The 18,587-nt window shown below is 62.0% G+C and carries 14 protein-coding genes; 4 read left to right on the top strand and 10 right to left on the bottom strand.

Annotated features, from left to right (window positions below):
- Positions 1-22: 22 nt before the first annotated feature.
- Complete coding sequence (locus ACXAHG_RS12235) at positions 23-1,522, top strand: caspase family protein (protein WP_475057652.1); 1,500 nt, start codon at positions 23-25, stop codon at positions 1,520-1,522.
- Positions 1,523-1,540: 18 nt separating this feature from the next.
- A complete protein-coding gene (locus ACXAHG_RS12230; RefSeq protein WP_475057649.1) occupies positions 1,541-2,344 on the top strand; it encodes a hypothetical protein in 804 nt (267 codons plus the stop codon).
- A gap of 22 nt (positions 2,345-2,366) precedes the next feature.
- Here ACXAHG_RS12230 and ACXAHG_RS12225 read toward each other — a convergent pair whose 3' ends face one another.
- Positions 2,367-3,209 (bottom strand): M15 family metallopeptidase, encoded by an 843-nt coding sequence (locus ACXAHG_RS12225; RefSeq protein WP_475045517.1) that lies wholly within the window; start codon positions 3,207-3,209, stop codon positions 2,367-2,369.
- Positions 3,210-3,391: 182 nt separating this feature from the next.
- Here ACXAHG_RS12225 and ACXAHG_RS12220 point away from each other — a divergent pair, with 182 nt between their 5' ends.
- Entirely contained in the window at positions 3,392-3,967 is a 576-nt protein-coding gene (locus ACXAHG_RS12220; protein ID WP_475057646.1) for an OmpA family protein, read from the top strand.
- Between the two features lie 44 nt (positions 3,968-4,011).
- Positions 4,012-6,177 (top strand): serine/threonine protein kinase, encoded by a 2,166-nt coding sequence (locus ACXAHG_RS12215; RefSeq protein ID WP_475057644.1) that lies wholly within the window; start codon positions 4,012-4,014, stop codon positions 6,175-6,177.
- 46 nt (positions 6,178-6,223) lie between these two features.
- Here ACXAHG_RS12215 and ACXAHG_RS12210 read toward each other — a convergent pair whose 3' ends face one another.
- From ACXAHG_RS12210 to ACXAHG_RS12170, 9 genes are read right to left on the bottom strand one after another with little or no spacing between them, the layout of a single operon-like run.
- The gene (locus ACXAHG_RS12210) at positions 6,224-6,946 is read right to left on the bottom strand and encodes a PP2C family protein-serine/threonine phosphatase (RefSeq protein WP_475045559.1); all 723 of its coding nucleotides are present in this window, start codon (positions 6,944-6,946) and stop codon (positions 6,224-6,226) included.
- On the bottom strand, positions 6,946-7,611 hold the full coding sequence (tagF, locus tag ACXAHG_RS12205) for a type VI secretion system-associated protein TagF (protein WP_475057642.1): 666 nt from the start codon (positions 7,609-7,611) through the stop codon (positions 6,946-6,948). The genes ACXAHG_RS12210 and tagF overlap by 1 nt, the downstream gene beginning before the upstream one ends.
- Positions 7,611-11,183, bottom strand: a complete 3,573-nt coding sequence (gene tssM, locus ACXAHG_RS12200; protein ID WP_475057639.1) for a type VI secretion system membrane subunit TssM — start codon at positions 11,181-11,183, stop codon at positions 7,611-7,613. Before tssM ends, tagF begins: the two co-directional genes overlap by 1 nt.
- Entirely contained in the window at positions 11,180-12,607 is a 1,428-nt protein-coding gene (gene icmH, locus ACXAHG_RS12195; protein WP_475057636.1) for a type IVB secretion system protein IcmH/DotU, read from the bottom strand. Before icmH ends, tssM begins: the two co-directional genes overlap by 4 nt.
- Before the next feature lie 14 nt (positions 12,608-12,621).
- A complete protein-coding gene (tssK, locus tag ACXAHG_RS12190; RefSeq protein WP_475057633.1) occupies positions 12,622-13,962 on the bottom strand; it encodes a type VI secretion system baseplate subunit TssK in 1,341 nt (446 codons plus the stop codon).
- Positions 13,963-14,009: 47 nt separating this feature from the next.
- Entirely contained in the window at positions 14,010-15,476 is a 1,467-nt protein-coding gene (tagH, locus tag ACXAHG_RS12185) for a type VI secretion system-associated FHA domain protein TagH (protein WP_475057630.1), read from the bottom strand.
- A gap of 7 nt (positions 15,477-15,483) precedes the next feature.
- Complete coding sequence (locus ACXAHG_RS12180; protein WP_475045505.1) at positions 15,484-15,786, bottom strand: PAAR domain-containing protein; 303 nt, start codon at positions 15,784-15,786, stop codon at positions 15,484-15,486.
- An 18-nt stretch (positions 15,787-15,804) separates the two neighbouring features.
- Positions 15,805-16,413 carry a DUF6931 family protein gene (locus ACXAHG_RS12175; protein ID WP_475045503.1) on the bottom strand — a complete coding sequence of 203 codons (609 nt, stop codon included), beginning with the start codon at positions 16,411-16,413 and terminating at the stop codon, positions 15,805-15,807.
- A gap of 10 nt (positions 16,414-16,423) precedes the next feature.
- Positions 16,424-18,526, bottom strand: coding sequence for a type VI secretion system Vgr family protein (locus tag ACXAHG_RS12170; protein ID WP_475057627.1), 2,103 nt, complete (start codon positions 18,524-18,526; stop codon positions 16,424-16,426).
- Positions 18,527-18,587: the final 61 nt, after the last annotated feature.

Genomic DNA, 18,587 nt, shown 5'->3' with positions numbered 1-18,587 from the left:
AACTGCCAGCCAAGGTGTCCGCATGTCTTTCTTTTCCAAGTCTCTGATTTTTCCGGCCTTCCTTCTGTTCGCGGCGACGGCGCAGGCAGCAAGCGACCGGATTGCCCTGGTGATCGGTGTGGCGGAGTATCAGTATCTTCCGCCGCTTGAGAACACCCGCAACGACGCCGTTGCCATGGCCGATACGCTGGAAGGCATCGGTTTTGATGTCAGCCTAGCCTTGGATCCCGGCACCGAAGACATAGTGCAGCTGCTGGATGATTTCACGTTCCGTTCCGAGGTCGCGGACTTGGCGCTTGTTTATTTTGCCGGCCATGGGATCGAAGTGCAGGGCGAGAATTTCCTGATCCCGGCTGATGCCCAGGTGGCCAGCAACCGGGATGTGCAGCGCCAGTCGCTGTCGCTGAAACAGCTGCTGGCGGCGGTGGACCGGGCCCGCAAGATGCGTATCGTCATTCTGGACAGCTGCCGCGACAATCCGCTGGGCGATTCCATTGCTCTGGAGCAGGACGGCGGCCAATCGGCGGCATCTTCTGAGACAACCCGCGGCGGCGGCGGCATGGCACCCGCAGACCCCGACCGCGGCACCCTGGTCGCCTTTGCGGCCAAAGACGGCCAGGTGGCTTTGGACGGGTCCGGCAGCAACTCGCCCTATGCTTTGGCGCTGATGGATAAAATGGTTCAGCCCGGGCTTGAAATCAGCCTGATGTTCCGCCAGGTGCGCGACAATGTGATGCAAAACACCGCAAATCTGCAGGAGCCCCATACCTATGGGTCGCTTACCGGCGTGCCGTTCTACCTTGCCGGTCCCGGGGACAATGATACCCCTGTCAGTGCGGCTGACGCATCCGCAGCCTGGGCCGCTTTGAAACCGGACCAAGAGGAACAGCTGCTGGCACTGGCAGAGCTCGGCGACACCCGGTCGATGCTTGGCCTGGCCTACATTCGGCTGAATCCGAACGAAGGCCGGTTTGATCCCGCCGCCGCGGTCGATTTCCTGCAGCGCGCCGCAGACGCCGGCTCTCCTGAAGCGCAGTTTGAGCTTGCCAAACTATACGAGCGCGGCACTGGTGTTGATGTTGATCAAGCAAAGGCGCTTGACCTGTATCAGGCCGCGGCGGCCCAGGACTTTGCCGATGCGATCAATGATCTTGGCTTCCTTCACTATCAGGGCGGGCTGGGCCTGCCGGCCAATCCAAAGAAAGCACTCGCGTTCTTCGAACGGGCGGCCGACCTGCGCCACCCGCAGGCTCAGTTCAATTTTGCCGCTTTGATTGATGACGGGCTAATTCCGTCGAAAGGTCCAGAAGATTCAGCCCATTATCTGTATGCCGCATTGCGGACAGGCAGTTCAGATGTACTTAAGCTTCTCAGTGATCGGCCAAATATGTTCACCTCCGAAACCCGGCGTGCGTTGCAGAAGAAACTGAAGGAAAACAATTTCTATGCAGGCGCCATTGATGGGGATTTCGGGCCGGGCACCCAGCGGGGAATCCGGCAAGCCTATGGACTGGAAGGCTGACCGCTCTAATTCAAGCGGATGTTGTTACATCGTATCCTGTTCCTGATCCTGATCACTTGTTTCCTAAATTCTCCCACTGAGAGCCAAGCTGGCGGCTGTGGCTGCGGCGGCTACGGCGGCGGCGATGGCGGCGACGGTGGCGGCGATGGCGGCGGCGACGGTGGCGGCGGCGACGGTGGCGGCGATGGCGGCGGCGATGGCGGCGGCGACGGTGGCGGCGATGGCGGCGGCGACGGTGGCGGCGATGGCGGCGGCGATGGCGGCGGGAGCAGTGATGGTGGCGGAGCCGGAGACGTCAGCTCGCGTGGCGGCGGCAGCGACGGTGACCGCAGCTTTGGCTTCAATGGGCGCAGCCGGCCTTTGACCAAACGGATCCGCTCAGCAGACAGCGTCGATGAACGCGTTTCCAATATCCAATTGCTTTGCGGCAGTGTTCCGCCGCAGTATCTGATTGATTGCCTGGCCGAGAGGTTTGAAGCACTGGAAAAAGACCTGGCTCGCCTGCCGGGCCACAGGGAAGTCCGCAGTATTCTGCGCGAAACGGCTCAGGACCTGCGCCGGATCGCGGTCGAGAACCGCGATATGACACAGCCCAGGGTCACCGCCCGCACCCAGTCCAGCTCTCAGAGAACACATCGCCCGCTAATCGCGGTGGCGCCAGAGAAGCAAGCCGGGGCCGCGGTGCAGGCGCTGGCAGTGCTGGAGGAAACCCAGACCAAACTGCTGCGTTCCGCAGAAACCTCTCCGACCCGGTCCATTGCACGCTACCGCAGGATCGCATCAGCACTGGATTCAAGCAAAGTTCTTCTACGCTCTGTTTGATTCCACAGGAATTGACACCACGCTACAGCAGGCCGTCAGCGATCCATTGATCCAGCTGGCGGCGGCTGATCTCGAAATGCATGCTGTCTTCGCGCCGGAACCCGGCCCCCCAGACCCATCCCTGATCATAAAAGAAATCCGCCATGATCGTGAGGCCCAGCTGGGTCTTGCCATCGGTGAAATTGTCCAGCTTGCCGTCGATATTCAGATCCACCGCCAGACCATAGCTGTGTGTCGACAGTGAATTGGCGGTCCCCCGGATCCTGCGCACACACAGGGCCCCTGCAGTGTTGATACGGGCATAGAGATCAGGATCGGCCTGGCGGATATTCTCAAACACCACCTTCAGGCTGTCGATCGCCGGACGCAGCATACTGACACGGATCGGCCCGACCTGTTCGGTTACGAGCTTTTCCTTCAACTCCGGATTGGTCATCGGCTGGCAAGTGTCGTTCAAGTCCTCCCGCGGCCGGCCCAGCTTTTCAGTGAGATAAGCGCCCCCGGTCACCCTCAGGCCACGGTTCACATTCAGCCGGTCGGCGATCAGCACTACTTGGGCATAGTCCAGATCAGCCCCGCCAGTCTGGTTCCAGATCGCGGCCTCGCCGGCCGCGTCATCGGTGAAAGGGCCTCCGGCGCCTGCCCCTCCCGCGGGCAGGCTGGCAACCTCGTTTTGCAGCTCTGTCAGCCGTGCCTGCAAATCTTCGACCTGCTGGCGCAGCATTTCAATATCAATCCGGGCCGTAGAATCCACGCCGCCAGCCCCCTGATAGTCCTCTTCGCTCAGCAGCCAGCTGAGCCCGAACCAGACCACAGGGGCCAGCACCAGGCCAATTGCAATTATGACAGCTGGCAAAACCCGCATTTTTCCTCCTGGACCAATTGCGCCTATTTCAGTCTTTCGCCGCCTGCCAGTAAACCCCCTGATTACAGCTTGCCGGAAACACCGTGTTTTTTTCCGGCGCCGGCCTGCGCCCGCCATTGGCAGGCTGCGGGCGCTGGTATAAACTGTTTGTTATGTTGCAACGGTAAGAGGGGGCGCCGGGCATGATCCGCCTCAATGGAATTTTTGCAAGTGTTCTGGGTGCAGGTTTGATTTTGGCACCAGTGGCGCAGGCGCAATCAAACAGCGGTGAATTATCTGTCGAAGAAATCACTGAAGCCTTCAAGAAACAAAAAACCCGCGGCCTGGTCATCGTGCCCAGCAGTGCCGGCGCCTCGGATGACAGCACCGAAGAGACGGCGACCGTGGCCGCGGCAGCCGAAGAATACAACCCAGTCGACCGCCAGACCCAAATCAACGTCCAGATCTCCTTTGATTTCGACAGCGCCGCGTTGCGGGCGGACCAGGAGCCAAAACTGGCCAATATGTGCGCTTCGATGAAGGCGCTGAACGGCACCGTGTTCCAGATCATCGGCCACACCGACAGCTCCGGTTCTGCAGCTTACAACGAACGCCTGTCACTACTGCGGGCGCAGGAAGTGCGCCGCCATCTGATCAGTTCCTGCGGCGTGCCGGAGGACATGCTCAAGGCGATCGGCATGGGGGAAACCGCGCCGTTCAATCAGGACAACACGCGCGCAGATGAAAACCGCCGCGTTGAATTTCAGGCTCTGGGCTAAGTACAGCCCGGACCCGCGCCGGATCAAGGGCCAGGGAGACTTCCATGCTTGAATCGCGCCCTGGCGACTTGTTCCAGCCGGGTGACCTGCTCAACAATACCTACAGGATCGAATGCCTGCTGGGCCGCGGCGGCACGTCGGATGTGTACAAGGCGCGCTCGGAAATTTCCGGCAACCTGGTGGCCCTGAAGGTGCTGAAGCAGGAACTCGCCGCCAACGAGGACTTTACCGTCCTGATGGCGCGCGAGGAAAACATTCGCGAAATCCGCCATGCCGCCGTGGTGCGCTATTCTGAAAACCACCGCACGCCGGATGGCCATATCTATCTACTGATGGATTACGTCGACGGCCCCGGCCTCGATAAGCGCCTGAAACAGGGCCCGATGGCAGCCGATGACTTGCTGGTGATCTGCCGAAGGGTGGCCCAGGGTCTGCAGGCGGCCCATGCCCGCAATATTGTCCACCGCGACCTCAGCCCCGACAATATCATCCTGCGGGGCGGCGACCCGGCAGAGGCGGTGATTATCGATTTCGGCATCGCCAAGGACACCAATCCGGGCGCCCAGACAATTGTCGGGAATGAATTTGCGGGCAAATACTCCTATGCCGCGCCAGAGCAGATGAGCGGCGACACCGATGCCCGGTCGGACATTTATTCGTTGGGGGCGCTGCTGCTGGCAAACTTCCGCGGCGCTGCTCCCAAGCTGGGTGCCAACCCGATGGAAGTGGTTGAAAACAAGAAAAAACCAGTTGACACCAGCGGCGTTCCAGAGCCGCTGAAAACCCTGATCGAACGCATGTGCGCGCCGGACCCGGCCGACCGGTTCCAAACCGCAGGCGAGGTTCTGGCGTTTCTCGACACTCCCGGCAGCGGGGCTGATGGCGGCAGCCTGGCGGATCTGCTGGAGGCGCCGAACGAAGACGCCACCATCATCGTGCCGCAGACCAGCAAACCTGCTCCGCCGCCGCCCTCCTCCAAACCAGACACGGAGAAAGCAGCAAAACGCGGCGGCGGACTCTGGGCGGCTTTGGCGGTGCTCCTGCTGTTGGGCGGCGGGACCGGCGCCTATTTCGGGGGCTTCCTCGACAGTTTCCTTGGGCCCAGCTACCCGGAGGCGCGCCCCTATTCCCTGATTGCAGAAAAACCTGCCGGCGGACCCGTGGAAATCGTCGGCAACGTACCGTCCGAGGCGGTGCGGGATGCGCTGTTGTCAGTGTCTCAGGATGCAGATCTCACCCTGGCATCCGGGACGATTGCCGACACCTGGGGCGCCGATGTGCTGGATACCTTGAGGCCGCTCGAGGGGCTGCGCGAATGGCGGCTGGTCGTCAGCAACAACAAGGCCCGGCTGACAGGCACCACGGATGACACCAATGTCGCGGAGATGCTCAACGAGCTGTTCCGCAACGGATTGCCCGGCGCCCTGGAAGGCAAGGCCGAAATCCGGTTTGAACTGCCGATGCTGCCCGTGGCTGAGGTCAAGGCGATCATGGACAGCTTTTCCGACTGCGGACCGCTGGTGCGCCAGGGCAACGGCCACTTCGAAGGCTATGGCCCCGCCGACCCGATCCTGATCAGCGGCCGGGTTGCCAGCACCGCCACCCGGCTGGAGCTGTTTGATGCGTTGCGCGCGCTGGCTCATGAACGGCAAGTGGTTCTGGACGTCGAGGTTCTGAATGATGCGCTGTGCGTCGTAGAGCAGCACCTGCCCAAGGCGCCATCAGGCGGTGCTGAAGTGGAGTTTGCAGTTGGCGGCGACACGGTGGAGCCGAACCCTTCCGGCCGGTTCTTCGTCGGTGAAAACCCGGTGATCGATGTGGTGTTGCCGAATGATGTGACAGACGGCTATCTGACGGTCTCGATCCTTGATGTTTCGGGCAATGTATTCCACTTGCTGCCCAACATCTCGCGAGAGGACAACGCCATCTCCAGTTTACGCGGCGGCGAAACCGGCGATATTCCGGTGCGCGTCGCCTACAGCCTGGAGGAATCCGCATCAAATGGCGGTATCGCCTTCAAGGTCGACGACAGCACGCTCGGCAAAAGCAAGGTGCTGGTGCTGCATTCCGCCGAACCGCTGTTTGACGGAATGCGCCCAACCTCTGAAAGCGCGGTGGGGTTCGCCGAAGCACTGAAAGCCAGCTATGATGCGGATTCCAGCCGCATCCGCTCGCTTGACAGCCGTATCCTGGTCACGGCCAAACCCTGATAGGGGCACCGGAAATTTAAAAAATTCCGGCTGGGAAACGGGTAAGCTACAGCACGTCCACCACGATCACGGTGATATTGTCCGCCCCGCCACCTGTCAGGGCGATCTGGATCAGCTGATCCCCCACCGTTTCCAGCGGCGCATTGCCCAGCACGTCTTCCAGGATCTGGAAGGTGGCATATTTGGTCAGCCCGTCAGAGCAGATCAGAAACCGGTCGCCAGTTTCAGTGTTGCCTCGGATCTTGTCAATCTCCAGCTCCTCTCCAACTCCGACTGCGCGGGTAATGGCGTTGGAATGCGGGTGCTGCTCCGCCTCATCCCAGGTCATCTTGCCGGCCAGAACATATTCCGCCACCGCTGAATGGTCCTCTGTCAGCATCTCGATATGGCCATCCCGCTGCCGGTAAATCCGGCTGTCCCCGGCCCAAAGGCCGACAAAATGCTGGTTCGCCATAATCAGCGCCGCAACAGTTGACCCGATGGTGCCACCGCCGCGGGCTTCGGCCTCGGCCCGGATAACCTTATGCGCGTTCTGGATGGCATCGCGCAGCGCATGCATCCGGGCCGCAGGGTCCAGACCTTCCGGGATCATTGCAACCGCGTCGGCAATCAGCCGGCTGGCATAATCCCCGGCATCATGGCCGCCCATTCCGTCAGCAACCAGCCAGATATCGTGCTCCGGCAGCGCCAGCACCGCATCCTCGTTTACCTTGCGCTTGAGTCCCACATGGGTCTTGGCGATATAGCGGTATTTGCGCAGCTGGTTCATCATGCCGCCTCAGCACCGGTCCAGACCGGCGCACCCGGATCGAACAAACCCAGCGCCGCAGCCCCTCCCGGCAAGCCCTTGCAAGCCAGCGTGCGCGGCTCCCCATCCAGAACCGCGGTCCAGATGCTGCACCCGGCAAGGCGCGGATTAAACCGCCCGTCCGGATCTGCGGCCGCCAGTCTCTCCAGACCTTGCGGCCCGGCCTTTATCACCTCCGTTGCCTCAGGCTGTTCGTCCACGGGTTCCGGCACAGATGCAAGCCGGTCTGCAAGCCTGTCCTTGGTCATGCTGTCCTCCAATGCATCCAGTGCCAACTCCTCCAGCTGCTCAAACAGAGCGCTGCACACCAGGTGACCAAACCCCTCTCCGCCGGACGCTGGCACCGGTGCCATCAGGCTCAGCGGAAACCGCCGCCCCACCCTGTCAACCGATGGCATCATAACACCCCACACCGCCGCGCGCCCCGCGAGCCCCGCAGGCAATGTGAAACGCCAGATCGGCGCGGACATGTAGTGCACATCAAAGCCGGATCCATAGACCGTCCTGCCATCCAGCAAAATCTGCTGCAGCCATGCATCCCACACCCGCACGAAGCCGCCCGGCGTGTTCAGCCGGAAGAAATCCCCGGTTGAAGGCATCTTGCCGAATGCGCCAAACCCCGCCATCACATCGACTTCGGGCAGCTGAATTTCGCCATCGCCGGCAGGGCGAAGGGATTGATGACAGACCCGGACTGCAGCTCAAACAGCGCCAGCCGCCCGCCGACGCGGAAATTCACCCGCCGCCGGTCGGAGACGTTGGTGCGCCGCACCTCCGCCGCGTCCAGCAGCCGGAACCAGGCCCACGGCCCGTCCCGCGACAGCACGTTCTCAGCATCACGCTTCTGCGGGAGCAGCGTCAGCCGCGCCAGCCCAACCGAACCCGGCCAGGTCACCGCCACAGGCGTCGGCGCACCAGAGCGGTGATTGTAGGCGACCTTGGTGCCGTCGATTTCCAGCAGTACCTCCTTGGCCTTGGGGTCCAGGGCGTTGACGGTGATCTGGAAGTTCACAGCCGGCTGCGTCCCGCCGGCAAAAAACGCCTCCTTGATCTCGGACGCATATTGCATCTGCTGCAGTACCGCCGGGCTGATGCCCAAATCCACGTCATTCACCCGCTTCCAGGTCCAGGGGCGGCTGCGGGTGTCGACATATTTCAGCAGATGTTCGTTGAAGAAGCTATCGATCATCCCGCTTGGGGAGAACAGCTTGGCAAAGTCCGCCATCGCCACATCGGCACGTGCCGAGCGGTTGAACGGATAGCGGTTGGCCAGCGCCTTCTCGCAGAACGGCAGCACCGCAGATTGCCAGCGCGCGTTGATCGAAGCCCGGGTTCCCTCCGATGTAATCCCGGACGAACCCGCCGAAATCTGCGTGGCCCAGCGGGGCAGCGGCCCGCCCATCCGGCTGGCGGTCTGCTGGAACTGCAGCAGCGCCTGACCGCTCTGGCCGCCGGATGCAACACCGGAGAAGGACATCTTGTTCAGCTCCTGATAGACCAATTGAAGCTGCCCCATCAGGTCGTCCAGCTGCGACGGCTGCCCTTCGGGCCGGTTGACAAGATCATACAGCCACTGGAACCGCTCCTGCACATAGGCCCCCGGCGGCTTGGCCGCCTGGCCGGGCGCATTTTCGGCAGAGCCGACCAGCGCCTCCAGCAGGATCTGCCCTTGGATCGACAGGTTCGAACGCGCCTCAATCGCGGCCACGTTCTGGGCGCCTGCGGCAAGCGTGCCCGCATCCAGAACAGATTTGTCCTCGTTCAGCCGGGTCTCGTTGCTGACTTCGGTCAGAATATTGACGATGGGCGACGTCGGCCCGGACAGAACGTTGGTAACTTCCACCGCATGCGACAAGGATTCCAGCGGCACGATGTCGATATCGCCCAGGATCTGGTCATAGCGACTGATATAGTCGTTGTAGTAGAGGTCCAACACATCGCGGCTAAGCTTCAGCAGTACTGCCTCGTTCTGCGCCGCCTCATTCTGCTCACCCAGCACCCAGGCCTCGCGGTGAACCCGCTCGGCAACGCTGACCGCCTCTGGCAGGAACACGTTGTGGAACCCATCATAGGTATAGATACCCTCGATCCCGTCGTTCAAAGGTTTGCCGGAACTCCTGACCAGCACCCGCTTGACCGACGGCCCGCCAACATCGGTGATCCGCCATTTTGGGAGCGCCGTTGCCTGCTGCGAGTTCAGGATGCCGTTATACACACGCTGCGCCAGCGGCATTTCCGACAGGATGTTCTGCGCCTGCTCGATCAGCGGACCGTTCAGCGCAATCTCCTCCATCGGCTGCGACAACAGTGCAGTCAGGTGGTCCATCAGGTCGGCGCGCAGCTGGCTGCGGGCGATGCCGGGATAGGCAAGGTTTTCCCAATCCAGCCGCATCCATTCCTTAACCAGATCAGGGTTCATCGGCCCCTGAAGACCCAGCATCAGGTAAATTTTCAGCGCCTCATACAGCGTATCGGGGTTGTTCATATTCCCCTCGATCTGCTGCTCCAGCCGCACCAGCAGACGCGGCAGCAAACGCCGGTTCAGCGCCCCACGGTAGGTCTGCGCCGCCTGTGTACCGATCACTTCGCCCTGATACAGGCCATAGGTCATCTCGCGCTCTGGCTCTGGCTCAGAAAGCACGGGATTGCCCGGCAGGTCGCGCAGATTGTTCAAAGCGGCGGCGACCGGCACCAGGTCCGTGTCCCCAACCGGGCTGGGCGGCAGCGTGGCTGCCGCCGCCTGGAAGGCTTCGACCTGCTCTTCCGCTTCCTCGATCAATTCCGCGTTCTCGAGGTATGAATTGACCCACAGCCCCCCCGTCGCAAATGCCACCAGCACGGTAGCTGCAATCGCAATCCGGCGGGTCCAGCGGTAGCGGCGCTCGACCTTGTCGTCAGCCGAGACCAGCCCAGCCTCAGGAAACATCACGCTCTCGAACAGGCGGGTCAGGAAGAAACTGCGCCCTGTCCCCTGCCCCGAGCCGATTGCCTGCCGTCCGATGCCAAAGGTCTGCGCCATGCCCAGCATCAGCCGGTCAATCGGGGTGCCTTCCTGGGTGCCGGAGGTGAAATAGGCCCCGCGCAGCATCTGGCGCTGCTCATAGCGGTTGTCCTGGAACACCTCCATCAGGAACTCGCGCGCCACGCCCCGCATCGAGGCCACCTGCGCCGGGAACCCGGCAATCAGCGCCCGGCGCTGATGGTCGGTCTCAGTCTGCATCTTCTCCAGCAGCTGGGCATTGATCTGCCCCAGCAGCAGCCCGAATTCCTCGTCGAACCCGGCAATCGGCGGCTGTTCCTTCTTGCCCTTGGGCAGCGGCAGAGTGAATCCCCAGACCTGTTCGCGGTCTTCCTTGCCAAGGCTGTCGTGGAACTCCTGGAAGCCTGCAATCAGGTCGGCCTTGGTGAACAGCACATAGACCGGGAAACGCACACCCAGCTTCTCGCGCAGCTCCGCCAGACGGCGGCGCACGGCGGCGGCGTGGCTTTTCTGGGTGATCTCATCCTGCAAGGACAGGTCCGACAGCGAAATAGCAATGATCGCGCCGTTGATGGGCTGCCGCTTGCGGTACTTCTTGAGCAACCCCAGAAAGCCCAGCCAGGCGGCGTTATCAGCCTCTGCGTCGCTTTCCTGTGTGGTATAGCGCCCGGCGGTGTCGATCAGCACCGCCTCATTGGTGAACCACCAGTCGCAGTTGCGAGTGCCGCCAACGCCGCCAATCGCCGCCTTGCCCATCTTCTCGGCCAACGGGAATTGCAGGCCTGAGTTCACAATCGCCGTGGTCTTACCGGCACCCGGCGGGCCGATCATGATGTACCACGGCAGATCGTTCAGGTGCCGCCGCCCGCCCTTGGACTTGCGCAGCTCTTTCATGGCATCCTTGAACTTGCCGCGCAGCTCGCCGATTTCCTCGGACAGCACATCATCTTCCGAAGTGTCGACGGCCTCCGCCATCTCCTCGGTCATCTCCCTGTCCTTGCGGCGGCGGCGCCAGAAAATGATACCGATGGTGAGGAAATAGAGAAGGAAGATCACTCCGATAGTGATCAACCGCGCCATCACTCCATCAAACGGCCGCCAGTCATCGCCGCCGATGAAGGGTGCAAAATACCACACGCAGGCCGCCAGAACCGCGGCCAGGATCAGCAGAACGGTGTAGATCGACCGGAACAGGGGAAAGAAATAACGGCGGATCATCCTTCAACCTCCTGAACCAGAAGGATTTCAATCCTGCGGTTTTTGGCGCGCCCTGCTCGGGTGCTGTTGTCTGCAATCGGTTCCTTATCGGCGCGGCCCTCCGCAGACAGCCGGTCCGGATCGGTCATGACCTTGGCCATGCCTGCCATCACCGATTTTGCCCGCGCCAGCGACAGCGCCATATTGGACGGGAAACGCGACGAGCGGATCGGCACGTTGTCGGAATGCCCTGCCACGATGATCTTGCCCTTTTCGTCATTCAGCGCCTCGGCCACCCGGTTCACCGGGTTGCGGAACGCCTTGCTCAGCTGATCCGAGCCAGAGCCGAACATGCCGGATCCGGTCAGCCGGATGATGAGCGTGTTGCCCTTCTGGAAGACCTGCACGATGCCTTCCTTGATCTCCGGCTCCAGGAAACCTGAAACCTTAGCGACCTGTTCCTCGGTGGTCGGCGCCAGCGGTGGCGGTGGTGGCGGCGGCGCGCGCCGTTCCAGCTCTGCCTTGGGGCCGGAATCCACGATCGTCAGCTGCCCGACCACATTTTCGGTCTGATTCGACAGCATCCAGCTAAGGCCCAGAAACTGCAGCGCCAGAATGGCACAGGTCACGGCCATGGTGATCCACACCAGCCGCCAGACCGACAGCGCCTTGAAGGGCTTAACCAGTCCTTCCCAATGCGGCGACAGATCGCGCTCGACGGGGCCTCGCTGGTTGCGGATGATCCGGGCCAGTGCGCCGCGGATCTGCAAGTGCTTCTCGGAACCGCCCTGCTCCACACGCAGACGGCCCTCAAACCCCAGCGACAGGCACATGTACAGGAACTCGAGCATGTCGATATTGTTGCCAGGTTCCTTCTCCAGCCGTGCCAGCAGGTCATAAAACCGGTCGCCGCCCACCACCTCGCGGTGGAAGGTCGCCACCATCGACTGCAGTCCCCAGGCGGACTGGCCGCCCCAAGGCGTGTTCAGCACCACATCGTCCAGCGTCGCGCACAGCGCATAGCGCGCAATTTTCACCGTCTGCGCGGCAATCCCCGCTTGCAAGGCACGGTTTTCAAACGCGCGCACCTCGGCAACCACATTCTTGCGCAGCCCGTCCGGGTCCATGTGCTGGGCCCGGTTGCGGATGCGGGAAATCAGTGCAAACAGAGTTGAGGCGCAGGCCGTCAGCTGGTTCATCCCCGTCAGGGCCATCTTCGGCGCTTTGGCACCGCCCGCTGTGGCCTGCGGTTTCGGTGCTGCCGCCTGCGGCACGCCATAAGCATCCAAATCCGGCTCCGCGGGCTGTTCCTGAACCGGCTGGGTCTGCTGCGGCACCTCCGGCTGCTGCATTGGCGCGGCGGTACGCCGTCCGCCCGGGTTCGGCTTGATCACCGTCTTGTCGGTATCCCCCGGTTCGGCAAAGGGATCGTCATAGTCAGCCATTTCAGCGCCTTCCCTTATGCATTACGGATCGCCCAAAGCTCCATCTTGAGCCCCGGATACTGTCCCGACACATGCACCGCGATACCGCCCGAGGTGGTCATCTTGCGCCAATAGGGGCTGTCCGCATCCATCTCGAAATAGACCACGCCGGAATGATAGGGGATCTGCCGCGGAGCCACCGGCAGGGGACGCAGGGTGATCCCCGGCAGGGCCGAGTTCACCAGCTGGCGGATCTCCTCCACAGGGCCGATCTTGGCCTGGCCGGAGAAGTGCTTGCGCACGTCCTCGGCCGGGATATCGGCACTGACAGCCAGCACGAACCCTGCGTTGCCCAAAAGCTTGCGGTCGGCGATGACGCCCACCGAGATGCCGTATTTGCGCGCTTCCAGCTTGATCGGGATCGCTGTTTGCTCCAGCACAGAGCTCAGGTACTGGCGCAGCACCCGGATCACCGGTGCAAAGCACTCAACCAGGTTGTCATGGGTATAGGGCGGAAATTCCGGCGCCTGTTTTTCCGTCGACATGAACACCGACAGCTCGCCCGCCATACCTGCGCAGGTGGTGAACAGCCGTTCCGGGTGCAGGTTCTCGATATTGCGCAGGTGGCGCACCTGCGGCAGCATCCGGTTCACCACCGCCAGCAGCATGAAGTCCGACACATCGGCCACCCCGCGGGCGCCGCCCGCCTCCGCCAGGCGGCCCGCCAGCGCCTCCATCCGGTGCGCAAGAAGCCCTTCCAGCTCGCGCAGGAAGCCGCTAAGTGCAGGCGCGGCCCGCACATCCAGGCAGGACGGGATAAAGGCCTGGTCCAGCACGATCTCCTTGTCAGGGCGCACTTCGATGATGCGCGCCACCGGGATCGCCAGCAGGTCGGCCAGATCATCCACCTCCAGCGCGAACTGCAGGCGCATCTTGCCCACGTCCAGCTCCACCGGCTTGCGCTCGGTCGAGGTGACATCGGTCACTTCCACCTTGTCCGGGCGCAGGCGGCTGGCCGAACGCTCAGCGCCGCTCAGATCCACCTCGGTCGCCCCCTGCCGGCGCTGCGGCACGGTCAGGTAGACAATGCAATCCTTGACGGTCGTCGGCACTTCCATCGCCGGCGGATGCGGGTCCGCCATCGGCACCCGGAACACGGTGCCGTCATGGCTCAACCCCTCGCAGGACTTGACCGCGAACTGGCCGATCTTCAGTGCCTCGTGGTCGATTTCCAGCCCGTTCACGCCCCAAGCATAAGGGCTTAGCCGCCGCGCCAGCCCGGCCACCAGCGCCTCGTTGTAACGGTCGGACTGCTGGAAATGGTGCGGCTGCAGAAACAGCCCCTCCGTCCAAAGTACCTTGCTGTCCCAGGACACCGGGATCTCCTCTCAATTACGGGCACGCGCACTGGGCGCGGTGCCGGTCATTCCTTCAACCTGTCCAGCTGGTCCTTGTAGGCCCGCGCGAATTCGCGGCTGAACAGGTCGTGAAAATCATTCTCAGCCTGGTCGGAAATCTCCGCATAAAGCTGCTCATAAACGTCCCAGTACTGCGCCTTCTTACCGCGCAGGAGGCCGGTGAAACCGCCCTTGGTCTCAATCTGGCTTTCCAGCGCCTTGGGGTCGAGCCGCTTCAGCACGCCTTTCAGCGCCGCCTCCATGCCGGTGACCATCGCCACCTCATGCGCCTTGATGTCCCGCAGCGCCTCCTCAGCAGCGGTTTCGGGCGAAAGGTAGCCCTTGGTCGCCGGGCGCACCATTGCCTCGAGGGCCTGCTCCGGCGTGATCGAGAATTTCAGCGGGTTGTTTCCACCGGCAGAAATCATTGTCTGCTCAATGCGGAACTCGGACTTGATCGAGGTTCGGGTCATCAGGATTTCGCGCAAGCCCGTGACCAGTGTTTTCATCACCCGGCCCATCCGCGCCATGGTGCTGGCGTGCTCCGAGGGATCTATGCTGACGTCAGCCCCCGCCCCATTGAGGAATGCGGCCACAGCCTCCTGCGCCTCGGCAGAGGGTGCCGCGGCCGGAGCAACGGTCCTCTCTGCAGCCTCATGTTGCGGCGGGATCTCCTGCGGCGGCACAGGCGGTGCCTCTTGCGGCGGAGCAGCAGGCGGCACTTCTGTTGGCGGCTGCGGCACCTCACGCGGCGGGGTAACTGGCTGCGGATCCGGCTGGGGCGCGGGAACTTCCGGCTCGCCGATGCCAGACAGGAAGTCGTCATCCCAATCATCCGGGATCAAGCTGGACTGCGCCGCAGGTGCCGCAAACCCGTCCGAGGCGGTCGGGTTGTGATTGGGCAGGCTTGCCCCTTCACCCTCGCGCCCGTCGCTGGCTTTCTGAAAGAACGGATCCTCCTCCTCGCCCATGGGTGGCAACAGCTCGTCGATCGGGTCCACAGGATTGAATTGCGCAGGCCCCTTCGGCCCCTCGCCCAGCAGATCATCCAGGAAATCGCCGCCCGGCCCGGCATCCTCCAGCAGTTGCAGCGGATCCGGCGCATTGGCGGCATTCCCGTGCGATGCAGGGCCTTGTGCCGCAGGCGCCGCAATCATGCCGCCCACGTCCGCCAGGTCTTCGCGGATTTCCACCACCAGCTCATAATTGCCGACACACAGCACATCGCCGTTGTTCAGCGGTGTCGGGGTACGGCCCAGAGGGATCTTGGAATAGTTAAGAAACGTGCCATTGGAGCTGAGATCAACCACCACCACATTGCCGTTGTGATCCTCGATCACACAGTGGTTGCGCGACAGCATCTGGTCCGGATCCGGCAGCACCAGGTCGCAGCTGGCACCGCGCCCCACCGTGAGGCTCGGCCCCCGCATCGGAACAGGGGCCGCATCACCGGGCATTGCACCCGAGCTCTGGAATTTCAGTGTCACTGCCATGCTGGGCTTACCCTCCTACCAGCACAGTGAATTCCCCTTTGACAACCATCCCGCCGCAAGCCGTATTGTCTAGGACGCGCGCAGCTGGCAGGCTGTTGATCAGCACCGTCGCCGACCCCTTGATTATCGGATGCGGTGCGGGCGCGGCAGTGCACATATCGCTCAGCCGCGCGGCCGGCAGCTTTCCTACCAGCACAGTTACCGCACAAGGCGGCAGGATCGGCGTCGGCACTGGCAAAACCGGCGGCGGCGGGGTGGAGGGCAGCATGCAGGCATGCAGATCCGTCATCCGGGCCTGTGGCATTCCCATCTATCACATCCTCCCTAGTCAGTCCTGCGCCGCGTGCTGGGGCACTTCGATCACTTGCCCTTTGCCGCCGCGCGCAATATCCAGCGCGCGCTCGATCAGCACGCCGCCGTGTTCTTCAAACTTATCAGACAATTGACCCAAGGCCACCATATTCATGGCAAAGGCGGCCGCCTCAGAGGCCCCTGCCGGAGCAGGATATTGATTCAATTCTCCGGGTCCCAGGGTTCCGGCCGCATACAGCACCGCCAGCGCACAGTTCACCGTGTCGTCATCCACATAGGCATGATCCAGGGTGATCCGCGCCTTGTCGCGGTTTTCCTCGCTGGGCTCAAACACCCAGGCCTCCGACGCAGTCAGCGAGGCCGGATCCTTGTCCGACCGCGGCCCGATGTAGTCGCGCGCCGCCAAGCAGGCCCACCAGACCCGCTCGCGCGGGGGCAGCAGCACCGCCAGCGTGCGCAACAGATCAACTAAGGCACCCTTGCGCTCCAGCTCTTCAAGCACAACCCCTGCCTGCGCCGTTGGCGGCGCCTCCAGCGGGGTTTTCAGGATGACATTTGCCCGCGACAGCAGCTTGGCCACCGGGTCGGCGGGCATTTTCACCAGCTTTTCAAATCTTGCCGACATCTGCACCCGCCTAGTTGATCATCGTGAGGCCGCCCTTCAGGGTCAGCATCGCATCGCCCTTGACGGTGGTCATCGGCGCCTTGGCCTCAACCATGCCGGAGCCTTCGATCTTGATCATCGGCCCCTTGATGGTGACACCCGAGTTGTCGATCTTGACCGAGGAGGCGCCCACGGTCAGCTTGATCTCCTGGCCCGCGCTCATCGCAATCTTGCCCGCGGTCACATCCACGGTGAGATTGCCCAAAGACACCGTTTCCGAATGGTTTCCCTTGGCAATGGTTTCGGTCAGGTTTCCAGTGTCGACGTCCAGGGTCATGTTGCCGGTCTGGATGTTCTCCGACTTGTCGCCTGTCTCCACGACTTCGGTGCGGTCGCCCTGATGCACGGTTTCCGTCATGTGCTGCTGCACCGTCAACACATAGCTCTTTTCATCCGCCGAGGTGACCTCAGGATCCGGCGCATCCATGCCGACGGTCACCGTGGACCGGTCCTTGACCAGCATCTGATGATCCTTCTCGGCCTGCACCCGCATCAGTTCGCTGTCTTTCTTGTCGTCGAACATCAGCTCGTTGTAGCCCCCGCCGCCCTTGGAGGAATTTGTCTTGATACCCAGCTGGGTCTGATCGTCCGGGTAGGTATAGGGCGGCATGGTTTCCGCATTGTACAGCATCCCGGTGCAGATCGGCCGATCCGGGTTTCCATCCTCGAACTGGATCACCGCCTCTTGACCGATACGGGGAACGGCCACCATGCCCCAGTTCTTGCCAGACCAGGGTGTCACCACCCGTACAAAGCAGGACGAGGTCTCGTTCTTCTTGCCCTCGCGGTCCCAATGGAACTGGATCTTGATGCGGCCATGCACATCAGTGTGAATTTCCTCACCGCTAGGCCCGACCACGGTGGCTGTCTGCAATCCCTGCACCTCTGGCCAGGGTGTCACCAGCGGCGCCCGGAATTGATCGGATTTCAGAATTGCGCCAAAGGTCGAGGCATAGACGTCATGCTCCATCTCCTCCGGCACCTCCATGTTCTTCGCCTTCACATCGCGGCGCATGGCCCCTTTGTCCGCAGTTTTCTTCTGGCTCTGGCTTTCCCGTTCGCCGTAATCCCAGGCCACCTTGATGTGATGCTCCGCATCAATCACCAGGTATTCCTTGTTGTTCTCCTTCACCGGGTGCTCCTTCATAGTGAAGGTGCAGCCCGTGACCAGCGTCGGCACGCTGGAGGCACCGCGCCAGCGGATGTGCTTGATCGCCTCTGCTTCCATCCGCACCCGCGCCAGCTTGTCGCCCAAGCCGGAGTTTTTCCGGTAGTGCCCCTGGTAATCGTAGACTTCATAATCCTTGTAGCTGTGCTTGCCCTTCTGGATGGATGATGCCGCCTTAAGATCACCTGTTGGTGTCAGGAAATCAAAATCGTTCAGTGTGACCTTGCCCCTAGTGATCCGCTCATCCTTGGCCCACTCAGAGATATGCTCCTCGCGCCGCCGGTCGCTGTCATCACGGGCGTGAAACTCGACATCCGCACCGCCCGCAATCGGGGTGTGGCCGCTGACACCGTCGCACAGCACCAGCTTCTCCGGACTGCTGGAACTGTCGAAGTAGAAATAAATCCCTTCCTCCTCCATCAGCCGGCACAGAAAATCGTAATCGCTCTCGCGGTACTGCAAGCAATATTCCCGCGTCTCATAGCTCTCGCTCAGCTTGTCAGTGAAATCACTGAAACCGTATTCATTGAACAGCTGCTTGATGATCTCCACCGTGGTCTTTTCCTGGAACACCCGAAGATCCGCGGTGCGGGTCAGCATCCAGAACCAGGGACGCACCTCGGCCACATACATCTCATAGCCGTTGCGGAACCCCAGATATTCGACCGAAACGCACTTGCCATTGAACTGATGCTCCGTCTGCTGGCGCATCACATGCACGTTCATCTGCTTGCCGACCAGATCCTCCAGCTTGGGCTGTTTCTTGGTCGCCGCGAATTCGATCGTGGTCTCGGTGAGCTTGCTCAACCCCTCGCGCACGATTGCCCGGCTCATCATCAGGCCTTCGGTGTCATAGCCCCCCGACATCCAGGCGAGGTCGTTTTCATGGCCCTTGCTTACAACCATGTCTCCTCCTTTCCGCGACGGGAACGGGGCCGGTAATCGCCGGCAGTGTTCTCAAACATTC

Source organism: Leisingera sp. ABD4_442 (assembly GCF_056160905.1).
Note: the sequence above shows the minus strand (reverse complement) of the source record. Positions and strands in the feature narration are given on the sequence as shown.

Coding starts and splice junctions, on each gene's coding strand:
- ACXAHG_RS12235 (WP_475057652.1), top strand. CDS start 23: ATGTCTTTCTTTTCCAAGTCTCTGATTTTTCCGGCCTTCCTTCTGTTC.
- ACXAHG_RS12230 (WP_475057649.1), top strand. CDS start 1,541: ATGTTGTTACATCGTATCCTGTTCCTGATCCTGATCACTTGTTTCCTA.
- ACXAHG_RS12225 (WP_475045517.1), bottom strand. CDS start 3,209: ATGCGGGTTTTGCCAGCTGTCATAATTGCAATTGGCCTGGTGCTGGCC.
- ACXAHG_RS12220 (WP_475057646.1), top strand. CDS start 3,392: ATGATCCGCCTCAATGGAATTTTTGCAAGTGTTCTGGGTGCAGGTTTG.
- ACXAHG_RS12215 (WP_475057644.1), top strand. CDS start 4,012: ATGCTTGAATCGCGCCCTGGCGACTTGTTCCAGCCGGGTGACCTGCTC.
- ACXAHG_RS12210 (WP_475045559.1), bottom strand. CDS start 6,946: ATGAACCAGCTGCGCAAATACCGCTATATCGCCAAGACCCATGTGGGA.
- tagF (WP_475057642.1), bottom strand. CDS start 7,611: ATGGCGGGGTTTGGCGCATTCGGCAAGATGCCTTCAACCGGGGATTTC.
- tssM (WP_475057639.1), bottom strand. CDS start 11,183: ATGATCCGCCGTTATTTCTTTCCCCTGTTCCGGTCGATCTACACCGTT.
- icmH (WP_475057636.1), bottom strand. CDS start 12,607: ATGGCTGACTATGACGATCCCTTTGCCGAACCGGGGGATACCGACAAG.
- tagH (WP_475057630.1), bottom strand. CDS start 15,476: ATGGCAGTGACACTGAAATTCCAGAGCTCGGGTGCAATGCCCGGTGAT.
- ACXAHG_RS12180 (WP_475045505.1), bottom strand. CDS start 15,786: ATGGGAATGCCACAGGCCCGGATGACGGATCTGCATGCCTGCATGCTG.
- ACXAHG_RS12175 (WP_475045503.1), bottom strand. CDS start 16,413: ATGTCGGCAAGATTTGAAAAGCTGGTGAAAATGCCCGCCGACCCGGTG.
- ACXAHG_RS12170 (WP_475057627.1), bottom strand. CDS start 18,526: ATGGTTGTAAGCAAGGGCCATGAAAACGACCTCGCCTGGATGTCGGGG.